General features: G+C 40.5%; 15 protein-coding genes. 8 read left to right on the top strand and 7 right to left on the bottom strand.

Going from position 1 to position 15,404, the window contains the following annotated elements:
- Positions 1-15: 15 nt before the first annotated feature.
- The 4 genes from aceE to ampD all read right to left on the bottom strand — a co-directional run bounded on the left by aceE (position 16) and on the right by ampD (position 5,315).
- Positions 16-2,688, bottom strand: coding sequence for a pyruvate dehydrogenase (acetyl-transferring), homodimeric type (gene aceE / locus ABJV04_RS03190; RefSeq protein WP_348489793.1), 2,673 nt, complete (start codon positions 2,686-2,688; stop codon positions 16-18).
- Positions 2,689-2,821: 133 nt separating this feature from the next.
- Positions 2,822-3,577 carry a pyruvate dehydrogenase complex transcriptional repressor PdhR gene (pdhR, locus tag ABJV04_RS03185; protein ID WP_348489791.1) on the bottom strand — a complete coding sequence of 252 codons (756 nt, stop codon included), beginning with the start codon at positions 3,575-3,577 and terminating at the stop codon, positions 2,822-2,824.
- A 268-nt stretch (positions 3,578-3,845) separates the two neighbouring features.
- Positions 3,846-4,670: a beta-lactamase regulator AmpE gene (ampE, locus tag ABJV04_RS03180; RefSeq protein WP_348489789.1), complete on the bottom strand. Its 825-nt coding sequence runs from the start codon at positions 4,668-4,670 to the stop codon at positions 3,846-3,848.
- A gap of 69 nt (positions 4,671-4,739) precedes the next feature.
- Complete coding sequence (gene ampD, locus ABJV04_RS03175; protein WP_348489787.1) at positions 4,740-5,315, bottom strand: 1,6-anhydro-N-acetylmuramyl-L-alanine amidase AmpD; 576 nt, start codon at positions 5,313-5,315, stop codon at positions 4,740-4,742.
- 56 nt (positions 5,316-5,371) lie between these two features.
- Here ampD and ABJV04_RS03170 point away from each other — a divergent pair, with 56 nt between their 5' ends.
- The 8 genes from ABJV04_RS03170 to yacG all read left to right on the top strand — a co-directional run bounded on the left by ABJV04_RS03170 (position 5,372) and on the right by yacG (position 11,626).
- Complete coding sequence (locus ABJV04_RS03170) at positions 5,372-5,896, top strand: TIGR02281 family clan AA aspartic protease (RefSeq protein ID WP_348489785.1); 525 nt, start codon at positions 5,372-5,374, stop codon at positions 5,894-5,896.
- 60 nt (positions 5,897-5,956) lie between these two features.
- Positions 5,957-6,796 (top strand): carboxylating nicotinate-nucleotide diphosphorylase, encoded by an 840-nt coding sequence (gene nadC, locus ABJV04_RS03165; RefSeq protein WP_348489783.1) that lies wholly within the window; start codon positions 5,957-5,959, stop codon positions 6,794-6,796.
- Positions 6,797-7,001: 205 nt separating this feature from the next.
- Positions 7,002-7,415: a prepilin-type N-terminal cleavage/methylation domain-containing protein gene (locus tag ABJV04_RS03160; RefSeq protein WP_348489781.1), complete on the top strand. Its 414-nt coding sequence runs from the start codon at positions 7,002-7,004 to the stop codon at positions 7,413-7,415.
- A gap of 105 nt (positions 7,416-7,520) precedes the next feature.
- Complete coding sequence (locus tag ABJV04_RS03155) at positions 7,521-8,729, top strand: type II secretion system F family protein (protein WP_348489779.1); 1,209 nt, start codon at positions 7,521-7,523, stop codon at positions 8,727-8,729.
- A gap of 116 nt (positions 8,730-8,845) precedes the next feature.
- Positions 8,846-9,724, top strand: a complete 879-nt coding sequence (locus tag ABJV04_RS03150) for an A24 family peptidase (protein WP_348489777.1) — start codon at positions 8,846-8,848, stop codon at positions 9,722-9,724.
- Positions 9,721-10,338: a dephospho-CoA kinase gene (gene coaE / locus ABJV04_RS03145; protein WP_348489775.1), complete on the top strand. Its 618-nt coding sequence runs from the start codon at positions 9,721-9,723 to the stop codon at positions 10,336-10,338. Before ABJV04_RS03150 ends, coaE begins: the two co-directional genes overlap by 4 nt.
- A gap of 286 nt (positions 10,339-10,624) precedes the next feature.
- Positions 10,625-11,377: a cell division protein ZapD gene (gene zapD, locus ABJV04_RS03140; protein ID WP_348489773.1), complete on the top strand. Its 753-nt coding sequence runs from the start codon at positions 10,625-10,627 to the stop codon at positions 11,375-11,377.
- A 15-nt stretch (positions 11,378-11,392) separates the two neighbouring features.
- On the top strand, positions 11,393-11,626 hold the full coding sequence (gene yacG, locus ABJV04_RS03135) for a DNA gyrase inhibitor YacG (RefSeq protein ID WP_348489771.1): 234 nt from the start codon (positions 11,393-11,395) through the stop codon (positions 11,624-11,626).
- Here the strand turns inward: yacG and recJ are convergent.
- The 3 genes from recJ to xerD all read right to left on the bottom strand — a co-directional run bounded on the left by recJ (position 11,616) and on the right by xerD (position 15,390).
- Positions 11,616-13,343, bottom strand: coding sequence for a single-stranded-DNA-specific exonuclease RecJ (recJ, locus tag ABJV04_RS03130; RefSeq protein WP_348489769.1), 1,728 nt, complete (start codon positions 13,341-13,343; stop codon positions 11,616-11,618). The two genes, yacG and recJ, sit on opposite strands and share 11 nt — an antisense overlap.
- Before the next feature lie 81 nt (positions 13,344-13,424).
- Positions 13,425-14,258: a bifunctional protein-disulfide isomerase/oxidoreductase DsbC gene (gene dsbC / locus ABJV04_RS03125; RefSeq protein WP_348489767.1), complete on the bottom strand. Its 834-nt coding sequence runs from the start codon at positions 14,256-14,258 to the stop codon at positions 13,425-13,427.
- A gap of 226 nt (positions 14,259-14,484) precedes the next feature.
- Entirely contained in the window at positions 14,485-15,390 is a 906-nt protein-coding gene (xerD, locus tag ABJV04_RS03120) for a site-specific tyrosine recombinase XerD (protein ID WP_348489765.1), read from the bottom strand.
- Positions 15,391-15,404 lie beyond the last annotated feature (14 nt).

Below are 15,404 nucleotides of genomic sequence, written 5' to 3'. Positions count from 1 at the left end.
TTTGAGTCCTCCCAATTACGCGTAAAGCGGATTAAGTTTGTCGCCATCAATACCAAATTCTTTGATAGCCTCTAGTACAACTTTCTTATCGATATCACCGGCTTTGCTTAACTCAGTTAGCGCGGCTAGTGCGATAAACTTAGCATCAACTTCGAAGTGATGACGCAAGTTAGGACGACTATCAGAACGACCGAAACCGTCAGTCCCTAACACTTTATATTGACCTGGTACAAACGCACGAACTTGGTCAGCATAGTTTTTAACGTAATCAGTAGCCGCAATAGTCGGACCATCAAAGCCTTCTTCAAGTACAGTAGTGATATAAGGCACTTTGGCTTTTTTGTCTGGGTTGAGCATATTGAAGTGTTCGCAATCTAAACCATCACGGGCCAATTCATTGAATGAAGGGACACTGAATACTTCAGAAGCAACTGAGAACTTATCTTTCAATAATTGTGCAGCTTCACGAACTTGCAATAAAATCGTACCAGAACCAAGCAATTTAACTTTCTTCTTACTCTTCGCTGTGCCGACCTTCTCAAGGGAATAAATACCTTTGATGATGCCTTCTTCAGCGCCTTTAGGCATTTCTGGCTGGGCGTAGTTTTCGTTCATAACGGTTAGGTAATAGAAAACATTCTCATGATTCTCACCCATACGACGTAAGCCGTCTTGTACAACCACTGCCACTTCATAACCATAAGTTGGATCGTAAGTTACACAGTTTGGAATCAAAGCCGCTTGAACATGACTGTGTCCATCTTGGTGTTGTAGACCTTCACCATTAAGTGTAGTTCGGCCAGCCGTTCCGCCCACCAAGAAACCTCTTGCTTGACTATCACCGGCAGCCCAAGCCATATCACCCACACGTTGGAAACCAAACATAGAGTAATAGATGTAAACTGGGATCATCGGCAAGTTATTGGTCGAATAAGACGTCCCTGCAGCTAACCACGAAGCCATTGCCCCTAGTTCGTTGATACCTTCTTGTAAAACCTGGCCTTTTTTATCTTCGCGATAATAAGCAACTTGGTCGGCATCTTGAGGAACATATTTTTGTCCCTGACTAGAATAAATACCCACTTGACGGAACAAACCTTCCATACCGAAAGTACGAGCTTCATCAGGAATAATGGGAACGATACGACTACCAACTTGTTTGTCTTTAAGCATAACGGTCAAGACACGAACGAATGCCATAGTGGTAGAGATTTCACGCTCACCAGAACCTTTGGTAATAGCTTCAAAGGATTTTAAAGGTATTGCAGGTAAATCTTCGGTGCTGTCAGCTAAACGGGTTGGCATATAACCAAACAGTTTTTCTCTGCGCTGTCGAAGATAGGTTAACTCTGGGCTATCTTCAGCAAACTTGTAATAAGGCAAGTTTTCTAAATCTTCATCAGCAACCGGAATATTGAAACGATCGCGATACTGGCGAACTGCATCTATGTCCATCTTCTTCACGTTATGGGCAATGTTTTTACCTTCACCAGCTGAACCTAGACCATAACCTTTAACGGTTTTAGCAAGGATAACCTGAGGACGACCTTGAGTTTCAGAAGCACGTTTATAAGCGGCATAAACTTTAACTGGATCATGTCCACCACGATTCAAGCGCCAAATATCGTCATCTGACATATTTGAAACCATTTCTTTCAACTCTGGATATTTACCAAAGAAGTTTTCGCGGGTGTAAGCGCCACCTTTAGCTTTGTAATTCTGATATTCACCATCAACGGTTTCATTCATAACATCAAGTAATTTGCCTGAGGTATCGCGGGCCAAAAGCGGATCCCAATAGCGACCCCAAATTACTTTAATCACTTCCCAACCAGCGCCTCGGAATGTCCCTTCTAATTCTTGGATAATTTTACCATTACCACGAACAGGACCATCAAGACGCTGTAAGTTACAGTTGATTACGAACGTTAAGTTGTCTAAACCTTCACGAGAGGCAAGACCGATAGCACCTAGACTTTCTGGCTCATCCACTTCACCATCACCCATAAAGCACCATACACGCTGCTCAGAACAATCTTTCAGGCCGCGGTTGGTTAGGTATTTTAGGAATCGGGCTAGATAAATGGCTTGCATTGGACCTAAGCCCATAGAAACCGTTGGGAACTGCCAAAAGTCTGGCATCAATTTAGGATGAGGATAAGAAGAAATCCCATTTCCATCCACTTCCTGACGGAATCCATCTAACTGATCTTCAGACAAACGTCCTTCGATGTAAGCACGGGAATAAATGCCCGGAGAAACGTGTCCCTGAACAAATAAATAGTCGCCGCCGTCTTTTTCGTTAGGTGCGCGGAAAAAGTGGTTAAAACCGACATCGTAAAGCATAGCTGAGGATGCAAAACTTGATATATGGCCACCTAACTCCAAATCTTTCTTAGAGCCACGCAAAACCATCATCATTGCATTCCAACGGATTGCTTGACGAATTTTAGCTTCAATCGTTTGATCCCCAGGCATGGTCGGTTCTTGACCAGCGGGAATGGTGTTTATATAGGCAGTGGTTGCTGTATAAGGCAAGTACGCACCGTTACGGCGAGCCTTTTCTATCAAGCTTTCTAATAAGTAGTGGGCACGTTCTACGCCCTCTTCTTCAAGTACTGCGTCTAGAGCTTCTATCCATTCCTGGGTTTCTTGTGGATCCACATCCGGATGCATCATATCAGCCATGGTGCTTTCCTTTAGTTAGTTTAAAGATAAATTTACTGACCGAGAAAATAAAGAATAGTTTATTTTTATATTCTTTTCTTTCAGTTCAGTAAGTAAATTACATAAATTGGCAAACTTAACGTTACCAAAAAGGTTAGTTCTGTATTTCAATTCTTCTAAGTGCCCGTTGAATTCTGGTATCTTGTCGATTAATTTCCAACAAAATATCTTCAATGAACGCTAAGTGTTCATTACTTGCTTGCCTAGCTGTTTCCGGGTCACGAGAAACTATGCCAGCCAATATTTTTTCACGTTGTTTATGAATAGTGTCAGTAACATCGTCTCTAATTGCCAGCATTTCAAAGTTGGCTTTGATATTTTCCTGCAACATTGACTTTAAACTACGCATTACATGCACTAACACCAAGTTATGAGAAGCCATTGCCATAGCGAGATAAAACTCTACCAAAGCCTTCGATAAATCAGTTTTGTCTGACTTTTTAGAAAGCTCTGATATAGAAGCAAGTGCGTTTTCTAACTTAACGTAATCTTCTGGTTGGCCTCGCAGCGCAGCATAATAAGCAGCCATGCCTTCTAATGCATGGCGAAATTCCAATAAATCAAATTGAGTTTCTGGTCGCTTAGCGATTAAGTCCAGAAGAGGATCTGTCACCGACGCAGTTAAGTTACGTTTAACAAAGGTGCCTCCACCTTGTTTTCGCAATAATAAACCGCGGGCTTCTAAATTTTGAATCGCTTCACGTAAGGACGGTCTAGAAACGGCAAACTTCTCGGCAAGTTCGCGTTCTGAAGGTAACTTTTGACCAGCTAACAAACGACCATCAATGATCATTGATTCTAGCTGTTCGGTGATCACATCAGAAAGTTTTCGTGACTGTATGCGTTGCATGTTTGCGCGTGCTTCCTCAAAAAGTGTTAGGGCTTGCCATAGTGTTTATTAGCAAAAATATAATTTCACTACACCCACACACTAAAATTGGTAAGACCATTTTACCTAATAGGTTAGACTAGTTATTTAATTACGTAAACCTTTTACCTGAAAAACTTTTTCAAAGATTCTGTTAAAAAATGTCGAAAGTTGTTAAACAACCTATTTTTAAAGGCTTTTCATGAATGGTCAGACCACAAAGCCTAAATTCACCTAAAGTGCAGTTAATTTACCTCAGCCAGCCTGAAAGGGACAACACTGAAATCAAGACCACTAAAAACATCACATTTCGTTTTGCTAAACGAACCAAAGTGCATGGTTCTTCAGTATAGTCGGATTTATCACATTCGACTTCCTCAGCTGCATCGGCGACATCACACAAAATCATTTTTGCTGAAACATTAAGGTCAAATAAATACTTAAACCAAATAGGAAAGGCTTTGGAAAAATGCCCCATTAATAACAATCCTAATGTCGTGATTCTGACCGGCAACCAATCCAGAACGGTCATAAATTGCTTGCCAATGGTGAGCTCATTTTGAAATTCGCTTTTATAGGCTTCGGCTGCACTTCTTGCAATGACATACATCACTGCACCAGCGGGACCAAGAATGGCAAACCAAATAATTACCGCGGCATAATGCTGATAATTCAACCACACTAACTCTTGACCAAATGTTCTTGGACTATCTCCGCTGTGTCCCAATTGATCTGCATACATTGAACAGGCTTGAAAATCACCTCGATTAGCCGCTTGTAGATAACACTTATATAGTTCGCGTAATTTTGGACAACCAATGCATACCATTAAAATAGCAGTATCGAGAATCAATCGAATTAGAGCATTATCAATACTATTTAATAGCAGTAAAATAATAAAAGCAGGAATGAGCACTGCAGCTAAGAAAGTAAGGCTGGTCATATCTTCAGTAAAGATACGTTTGCGCAGTAGCAAACCTTGATACATTCCATTATAAAAACTTTCTCGCCAATATTTAGTTTGGGTGGCTATGCGCTCTGCCATTAAAACCACAATTAAGCTTATTAATGTCATGGAACTTCCTTCTAATGATTATCTTTATTTAAAACACGGGTGGTTGCAGAAAAATCCTAGACAACCGCTTTATCCACTTTTCGGAAAACGAATCTGCTGCCTGTATCCTGCCCAGTCAAAGCTAACGCCCGGATCGGTTTTTCGACCCGGCGCAATATCATTGTGCCCCACTATGCGAGATAGGTTAATTAATGGGTATTGCTTAACAATTACATTAGTTACCTTAACTAATGCTGCGTATTGCTCTGCACTATATGCGCTATTATCTGTTCCTTCCAACTCAATGCCAATGGAAAAGTCATTGCATCTGGTACGACCTTGAAAGGAAGAAACCCCAGCGTGCCATGCGCGCTCTTCAAAACCAACAAATTGAATAATTTGACCATCTCTACGAATTAATAAATGCGCTGACACCCGCATAAGGTAGATTTGTTCAAATATAGGGTGAATATGTGGCTGCAGCTTACCGGCAAAAAAGTCTAGAATATGCGGCCCACCAAATTCACCAGGAGGCAATGATATATTGTGGATTACTAACAGACTGATATCATTAGCGTCTGGTCTACAATCAAAATGTTCACATTCAGAACGTTTAACCGAGTTAAGCCAACCCGCGTGTATTTGCAATCCGGTGTCTGAGACCATATATAAAACAAGCCGTAAGTATTAAAGCGAAAAGAAGCAGCATAGCAGGGTATAGAATGGAACAAAATCAATCACCGGCCGAAAACTCCACTAAAATCGGAAAATGGATGTTTTTCGCCTTTTGGATAGTGGGGCTATTGCTGTTGTCGCTATTTTTTGGTGATCGATTAGAAAAACAAAATAACCCAAATCAAAACCCCGAAAGTCAACTGAACAATGGTGCGGTTGAAGTAAAACTTAAACGCAATCGCATGGGGCACTATGTGGCCAGTGGCCTTATTAATGGGCAAACCGTGACTTTTTTATTGGATACGGGAGCAACTAATGTGTCCGTTCCAGCTCACCTCGCTACTGAATTAGGCTTAGTTGCTGGCGCTAGATATAACGTTTCAACAGCAAATGGCAATGTAACAGTGGCGCAAACTAATATACAACAATTAGAGCTAGGCTCAATTCGATTAAACGATGTTCGTGCTAGCATCAATCCCGGTATGTTAAGTGATGAAATTCTTTTGGGTATGAGTGTACTCAAGCAGTTGGAATTTACTCAACGTGGTGACTGGTTAATACTGCGGCATTAACAATTTCGCGTAGATTATCTGTGTACTAATCTGCAATTACTTTACTTATGTGACTTTCATATGAATCAAAACTTAATAAAAAACGATGTTGAGCGAGCGCTTGACGAAGACTTAAATGGCCTAGGTCCCATAGACGGGGATATTACCGCCGCTTTAATAAGCAGTGATGTTAAAGTGAAAGCGTCTATATTGACCCGCGAAGATTGCGTGTTATGTGGAACCCAATGGGCGACAGAAACATTTAATCAAGTCAATCCTGACATCGAGGTTAAATGGTTAGCTGGCGATGGAGAGTTATGTCAAGCCAACCAGATATTTTGTGAGCTTACCGGTTCAGCCCGATCCATACTAACCGCTGAGCGCACCGCGCTGAATTTTTTACAAACGTTATCTGGCACCGCAACCAAGGCGAAAACCTATGTTGATCTACTTGAAGGTAGCGGTATTACTTTATTAGACACACGCAAAACCATACCTGGTATGCGCTTGGCACAAAAATATGCGGTCAAATGTGGTGGTGCTGAAAACCACCGTATTGGTTTATTCGATGCTTTCCTTATAAAGGAAAACCACATACTTGCTTGTGGATCTATTGCCAATGCGGTGAAACAGGCTCGTGAAAACATGCCTAAAGCAAAAGTGGAAGTCGAAGTAGAAAGTCTTGATGAGCTTAAACAGGCAATAGACGCAAGAGCAGATATTGTAATGTTAGATAATTTTGATCATGAAATGCTTAATCAAGCAGTATTGATCAATAAAAAAACAGTAAAATTGGAAGTTTCGGGCAATATAACCCAAGAAAAATTACATAATTTACGGGGTATAGGTATAGATTTTGTGTCATCAGGGGCATTAACCAAGGATGTCAAGTCAATTGATTTATCACTAAGAATCAATTAGTTACTTATTTTAGGGCTGTAATTTTGTTTGATGAAAGAGACTTGAGTATGTTTCTACATACTTGTCAGTAAGCAATCTCGTTCTATACTGATTATGAATTCAACGAGGACGCCATCAAACGCAAACGTTGTTGTGGCAACAAACAACTTAACTAACTAATTTACAGTAACTTAAATCGCACTAAATGGTGCAGGAGATAAATACCATGAAAATGACTCAAATGACTAACAACAAAGGTTTTACACTAATTGAATTGATGATCGTTGTAGCGATTATCGGTATTCTTGCAGCCATCGCTTTACCAGCTTATCAAGGCTACACAGATAAAGCGAAATTCTCAGAAATAACCAATGCGACAGCAGCAGCGAAGTCAGCGGTTGAAGTATGTGCACAGGTTAACAATGCATTAACTGCTTGTGACGGTGGTTCTAGCGGTATCCCAACTAGCATAGCAGCGACAGCGGTAGCTAACGGCCTAGAAACAACAGATGGCGTAATCACAGCGACTTTCAAATCTGACGGTTCATCACTAGACTCAGCAACTTTCATATTGACTCCAGCATTCGCCGGTGGCCGTGTTGAGTGGACTGCAGCGTGTAACCCAACAACCCTTTGTTAATAGCAACAGTTTTGCAAATTGCTTAAACATAGTAATTAAATATAGTTTGAAGCCCAGGTTATCTGGGCTTTTTCGTCTAAACAGATAGGTCAATAGGGTTTAACGATGGCTAAAACAGCAGAAATGTATACCTGGATTGGAGTCGATAAAAAAGGCCACAGTCGAAAAGGCGAAATCAGTGCTATTTCGTTGTCAGAAGCGAAAAATATGCTACGCCGCCAAGGTGTTTCTGCCACTAAAGTTAAGAAACTCGCCAAGCCACTGTTTGGCAGAAGAGATAAAGTTTCCGCTCAAGATATTTGTGTGTTATCTCGACAAATCGCAACTATGTTAGGGGCTGGAGTAAGTTTGATTCAGACGATAGATATGATTGCCCAAGGTCATGCAAAACAAAGTGTGCGCAGAATGCTTACGGAGATTGCCGATGAAGTCAAAGCCGGTAACCCGTTATCCAGTGCGTTGCGAAAACACCCTGACCAATTTGAAGCCCTATATTGTGACTTGGTGGAGACCGGCGAACAATCCGGTGCCTTAGAAACAATCTATGATCGTATCGCGACTTATAAAGAAAAAGCCGAAGCGTTAAAATCAAAAATCAAAAAAGCGATGTTCTATCCCATCGCCGTAGTGGTGGTAGCCTTTATTGTAACCACCATCCTATTAATATTTGTAGTACCGCAGTTTCAAGAAATATTCAGTAGCTTTGGAGCTGAATTACCCGCTTTTACATTATTTGTATTAGCTATTTCCCAATTTGTGCAAGATTTTGGCATTTTCATCGCGGCGGGCACAGCGATTGCTGCGGTTTTATTTATGCGCGCCCACAAAAAGTCAAAAAACTTACAAGATAAAGTGGATAAGCTCATTCTCAAAATACCGATTATTGGTGAGATTCTGAAAAAAGCGTCAATCGCTCGATTTACCCGTACTCTTGCCACCACCTTTGCAGCGGGGGTGCCATTAATTGGCGCATTAGATTCTGCGGCTGGTGCATCAGGTAATGCGGTGTTTCGTGATGCCATATTATTTATTAAACGAGAAGTCGCAGGTGGTATGCAAATGAATACGGCCATGCGAGCTACCGGCACCTTTCCTGACATGGTCACCCAGATGATTGCCATTGGTGAAGAATCTGGCGCGGTGGACGATATGTTAAGTAAAATAGCAACCATCTATGAAGCGGAAGTTGATGATATGGTTGATGGCTTAACCAGTTTGTTAGAACCAATGATCATGGCTGTACTAGGGGTTGTCATTGGTGGTTTGATTGTGGCTATGTATTTACCCATCTTCCAAATGGGTAATGTGGTTTAGTAAAAGTACCAATCACGTTATATAATTAGCACTATGATTGCCAGAAAGGTTTCTACCTCAACACTTTTCTGGCAAGCTTAGAAAAAATATTTTTCACTTTAACAAAGAACCCACATATGCCAGCGATGTTTGAGCTATTAGCCGATTCTCCCTTTTTTTTTATTAGTTTCGTTTTTATTATCAGTTTATTGGTAGGTAGCTTTTTAAATGTGGTTATTTATCGTCTTCCCGTAATGATGGAACGTAGCTGGAAACAAGAATATCAACAATATTTCCAGCCTGAGACATCAGAACAAACGACTACAGACACGTTCAATTTAGTTAAACCGGATTCTACCTGTCCGAAATGTCAGCATAAAATAAGAGCGTGGGAGAATATCCCTGTAATTAGCTGGTTATTTCTGAAAGGCAAATGCTCTCAATGTAACAATCCAATTTCAATTCGCTACCCTGCCGTTGAGCTTTTCACAGCTTTAACGAGTATGGCCATTGCATGGCACTTCGGATTTGGTTGGCAAGCGGCCGCCGCGGTTTTATTTACATGGTGCTTGGTTGCCTTAATATTTATTGATATCGATAAAATGCTGTTACCTGACCAAATCACTCTGCCCATTTTATGGCTAGGGCTGATTTTGAGTACCATGAACATTTTTGTCAGCCCAACAGATGCCATTATTGGCGCTGCAGCGGGTTACTTGAGCTTGTGGAGCGTGTATTGGTTATTCAAATTGCTCACCGGCAAAGAAGGGATGGGCTATGGTGATTTTAAATTATTAGCCGCTTTAGGTGCATGGGTGGGTTGGCAGTATCTTCCCATTATCATTCTGCTCTCTTCGTTGGTCGGCGCAGTGATAGGGATTAGCTATTTATTAATTAAGGGAAAAGACAAAGGCAGTCATATTCCCTTCGGCCCATATTTAGCAATAGCGGGTTGGCTGACGTTAATTTATGGTGCAGATATAGCTAACTGGTATTGGGGATGGGCTTTAGCATGAGCGATTATGTAGTTGGGTTAACAGGTGGTATTGGCAGTGGCAAAACAGCAGTTTCTGACACATTTGCCGACTTAGGAATTGATGTTATCGATGCTGATATAGTGGCTCGTGAAGTAGTTGAACCTGGTAGTCCGGCACTCCACGTTATCGCGAAAAAGTTTGGTGATAAATCATTGTTAGCAGATGGCAATTTAAATCGACAATATATTCGAGAGATTGTATTTTCAGACCCATTGCTGAAGACCTGGCTAGATAATCTACTCCATCCGATGATCCGCAAAAATATGCAACGTCAATTAAAACAAGCAAAATCCCCTTATTGTATTCTTGCCGTGCCTTTATTAATCGAAAATAGCATGATGGCGATGGTTAACCGAGTTTTGGTTGTGGATGTTGACGAAGAGGTGCAGTTACAGCGAGCAGCGAATAGAGATCAGCAATCTAGCCAACAAATCAAAAATATAATGGCTAATCAGGTCTCCCGAGAAGTGCGCTTAAGCCATGCTGACGATGTGATTGATAACAATGGACCTGTGGAAAATTTAAAAAAACAAGTTGAACAATTACACCAACAATATTTATTGCAGGCTAACAATCAAGTCGCACTAGTTTAACTAAGATTTTAGCCGATCAACAATTTTGCTAGAACAAGCATCTAACAACAGACGAAAATATGTTATGTTGTCCTCCTAACTACCGCTTTACAGATTAAAAACACCTATTGCTAACATTTTGAGGGTTGTATGATTTACAACTTTATTATCTTGGGGTTGAAATCTGATGCGTTTTGCGGTGTAGTTTCCTTTATAATAATCATTCAATAGTCAGTTCTAACTATTTTGATTTGCTTTTTAAGAACAATAAGTCTTCCGTCTGCGTATAAATTCTTTAGGATAATTAATGTCATTAGCTGTTTATGAGTTTCCATTAAACGAAAAAGTCAGGACCTATTTACGTCTTGAACAGTTGTTTATTCAACTCAAACAAAGCGCAAAAGCCCAAGAAGATTGGCAATTTATGAGCTTTTTTGAGGCTCTCTTTACCCTACTTGATCTCTTAGAGCGACTGGATATTCGTAGTGACATTTTAAAAGATATTGAAGTTCACGAAAAGAACTTAGTGTATTGGTCACAGCACCCGAAAATTGATTCAGAAGCACTGCAAGCTGCACTGCAAAAAATACTGCGCCTTAGAGATCAGCTTAAACACTCGAAAAAAGTTGGCGCAACACTCAAAGAAGATAAATTTCTAAGCTCAATTAGACAACGCTTTTCCATTCCTGGTGGTACCTGTAGTTTTGATCTGCCAAATTTACACTACTGGATTAAACAGCCGCTGGAGCTGATCCGTAGCGATATTGATAATTGGCTAAAAGAGTTCGATTTAATTAATGAAGCCATAGATATTACCTTAGCTTTTTTACGCGAAAGAGGACGTTTTACTGGGATTACAGCTGAAAATGGTTTTTATCAAGGGATAGCTGATGATAAAAGTGAGTTAATTCGAATCCAAAGTGTCACTGATGAAGGCTATTACCCGATGTTAAGTGGCAACAAATACCGGTATGCGATTCGATTTATGCTGTTTACTGCAAATGAAAATGGCAGTAGCCAAGTGACTGATTCCATCCCATTTAAAATTGCCAGTTGTTAGGAGTTTAATATTGCAATGCTAGTGTCCTGCCCCACTTGTTCTAAAAAAGTAGAATGGAATGAAAGCAGCTTATTTCGCCCATTTTGTTGTAAGCGTTGTCAGCTAATTGATCTTGGTGAATGGTCTAATGAAGAAAAGTTCATTGCCTCAAATAATCCAAATAATGATGGTAAAAACCAAACCCTTCCTGATGTTGAAGATATAGAAGCCATCCTGGCTCAACAGCAACAAGATTTTTTTAAAGAATAGGCTCCAGCGCTTCTACCATTAGTTGCAAACTTACGCGCCCCCTAAACTCATTAATATCTAGCTTGTAAGCAACTTGAATTTGCTTACATCCGTGATTAGGCCAGAGCTTTGGATCTATGTTAAATGCTATCGCATCTACCAATACCCCTGATTCGCTTTTCAACATCAATTTGAGGTGCTTACCACCCAGTAACTTTTGATCCACAGGTGTAAAGATGCCGTCAAAAATCGGCTCAGGAAAACCTTGTCCCCATGGGCCACAATCTTTTAATTGTTGAGCGAATTCCAATGAGAGTTCTTGTTGGGAAAGTTCTCCATCACTTAATACTTGCCCGCTTAGGTCTTTATCTTTTAACAACTCGTGGCTAACTTGCTCAAAAACACGTTTAAATGCAGTGAACTTGTCGGCATAAATTGTCAAACCTGCAGCCATGGCATGACCACCAAACTTAACAATCACATCAGGATAGCGACTGTTTATTTCTTCTAGCAAATCACGAATATGCAGACCTGGGATAGATCTAGCCGAGCCTTTTAATGTTTCGTCATCTTGATTAGCAAATGCAATGGTTGGGCGGTTGTATTTTTCTTTGATTTTACCGGCAACAATACCAATAACACCTTGGTGGAAATCAGACTGATAAACAATTATCCCATTTTTTGATTGGTCACCATCAATTTCCAAGCTTTCTAAACTAGCTAACGCTTGGTCTTGCATTGATTGCTGAATTTCTCTGCGTTCGCGGTTTAATGAATCAAGTTCAACAGCCATTTGCCGAGCTTTAGCATGATCAGCAGCCAATAAACATTCGATGCCCAAAGACATGTCGTCTAAGCGGCCAGCGGCATTAAGCCGTGGACCAAGAACAAAACCTAGATCACTGGACACCATTCTTTCGGAATTCTTACCGGCAACTTCTACCAAGGCTTTAATACCGGGTCGACATTTACCACTGCGAATACGTTGTAAACCTTGGTAAACCAAGACACGATTATTACTATCCAAAGGCACAACATCAGCCACTGTACCCAAAGCAACAATATCTAAAAATTCTGCTAAATTTGGTTCGGGGATGGCTCGCTTTTCAAACCATTGTTTTTGTTTTAGGTGATTTCTAAGGGCTAACATTAAATAAAACGCGACCCCTACCCCAGCGAGGTTTTTAGATAAAAACTCACAGCCAGGTTGATTAGGATTCACTATTGCATCTGCCTGAGGTAGACGATCTGCGGCCAAATGATGATCTGTTACCAAGACTTTAATTCCAAGGGCTTTAGCTCTATCCACCCCACCAAAACAAGCGATACCGTTGTCTACGGTAATTATTAATTGCGCACCTTGTTGATGGGCGACGTCGACTATTTCAGGACTTAAGCCATAGCCAAAATCAAACCGATTAGGCACTAGATAAGTGTGATCAGTAGCGCCCATTCTAGCCAAACACAGCATAGTCAGAGCAGTACTTGTTGCGCCATCGGCATCGAAATCGCCAACAATGATAATTTTAAGCTGCTTTTCCAATGCATCACTAAGCACTTCAACGGCGGCCTCGATACCAGAAAGGTTTTGATAATGCAGTAAGGCTCTTGCTCCTTTATCTAACTGACTTGCTTCTTCAATTCCTCGACTTGCAAAAATTTGTCGAATTATTGGTTGAGAAATATCGGCTAAATGAGAGTCAGGAACAGGTTGGCGACGGACAATTTTGGCTGGCATAAGATACCGTAGTTTGATGTGGCAGATGTAACACTGGGAAAGGCTCAAAACACTGGGTGTTTTGAGCCTCAATTTTATAATTTAGATTTGATTTAATTTCTGTAACAGAGCATCAGCAGGCATGTAACCACCAACCAAAGAACCGTCAGGTAATATGATGTTAGGTGTGCCATTCACGCCTACTCGTGTACCAAATGCATATTCATCTGCAACTTTATTGCTACACGTAGTGCCATTCACATCGGCTCCTGTTTTTGCTGCGGTAAGGGCACTTTGTTTATCATCAGCACACCATACTGCAACCATGTCGTAATAAGTTTGCGTATTAAGACCACCTCGAGGGTAAGCTAAATAGCGAACTGTAATACCTTTTTCGTTGTAATCGTCAATTTCACGGTGAAGTTTTCGGCAGTATCCACAGGTAATATCAGTGAAAACATTAATGACGTACTTTTCATCTTTTGCTTTAAACTCAATCACATCTTCATCAGAAAAATCAGCAACGCCTTCTAAACGAAGTTCTGACAATTTAATATCAGTTTCATTCCGCATTCCCGCATCAACATTGAAGATTCGGCCACTTACCAAGTACTTACCATCTTCACTGGTGTAAAATAGACCTTGATTAGTTGAGACTTGAGCTAAGCTAGGTACAGGTGAATCTCCGATTGCAAGAACTTTAAGCCCGAGCTTATTTTCTAGCTTTTGTTTTGTCTTAGTGTAGTCAGCACTACCCATTGAGGTATTTTGCTGTGATTCATTTTTAGGAATATTTTCAGCCTGATGTTTGACCATCACTTTTGCAGTATCTTGGGTATCACCTGCGTTTTGTGAATCTTTCATCATTGCGTAAGTTGACGCGGCTGCAACACACAAAGTCACCAAAATTAGAGGTGGTTTTATCCAGTTTTTCATTTACCTTCCTATTAATTAACCATTATTAACTACGTTGTAAGATGTAGACCTGCGAAATGAACAAAAAATTGCATCTAAACAGTTAATTTTTAGTGTTCAAAATTTTTCATTAGTTTATAACGAAAGCCACTTTGATCCAATGTAAGCGAAGCATGCAAATGCATATATTCGCACCTTTTTTGACGAATATCGCTTAATTGGAAAGCATTGATTACAGATTGACTATTTATCCTCTTGGGTGATGCTCTTCCACCAGCATTTGCAGCCTCTGTGTTGCAACATGAGTATAAATCTGTGTTGTAGATAAATCACTGTGACCCAACAACATTTGCACAACCCTCAAATCTGCACCGTGATTCAGTAAGTGAGTAGCAAAGGCATGACGCAAAGTATGAGGTGAGAGATGGGTCTGAATACCAGCAACAAGTGCATAATGTTTTATTCGATGCCAAAACGTTTGTCTGGTCATCATCACCCCACGATTACTCGGAAAAACGATGTCTGATTCAGTCTTCAAAAGGTTACCGCGTGCTAACTTAATAAACCTCAATAACCATTCAATAGCTTCTTCTCCAAGGGGCACTAATCGCTCTTTATTACCTTTACCGGTAACCCGTATTACCCCTTGTTGTAATCCCATTTGTTCCATACGCAAAGACACTAATTCCGATACCCGAAGACCGGTGGCATATAATACTTCCAACATTGCCTTATCTCTAAATTCAATTGGGTTATCGATGTTTGGGGCATTGAGTAAATCATCGACCTGCTCTTCACTTAGGGTTTTAGGTAGGGATTGCGGTAGCTTAGGGTTACGCATTTGTGCAATAGGATCATCTTCTCGCAACTTTGATTGCAGTAGGTAGATATTGAACATACGCAGACTACTTAAAAAACGAGCCATACTGCGTTCAGACTTTTTTAAGTCGTATTGAAAGGCTAAGTATTGGTCGATATCAGATTTAGTAAATTGTTGCAGAGAAAAATTAGCCAAATGCTTTTCTGCAAAGGTACAGAATTTCAATAAATCTGAGCGGTAGGCGTTTAGGGTGTGCTCGCTTAAACCTTTTTCTATCCAAATAGAATCAATAAAGGTTTCAATTAATGTTAGATGATGATCTTGTACTGTCACTTACTGTTCCTTTC

Source organism: Aliiglaciecola sp. (genome assembly GCF_039982535.1).
In the GTDB taxonomy this organism is placed as follows: domain Bacteria; phylum Pseudomonadota; class Gammaproteobacteria; order Enterobacterales; family Alteromonadaceae; genus Aliiglaciecola.
The sequence above is the reverse complement of the archived record's forward strand: the minus strand, read 5'-3'. Positions and strand labels throughout refer to the sequence as shown.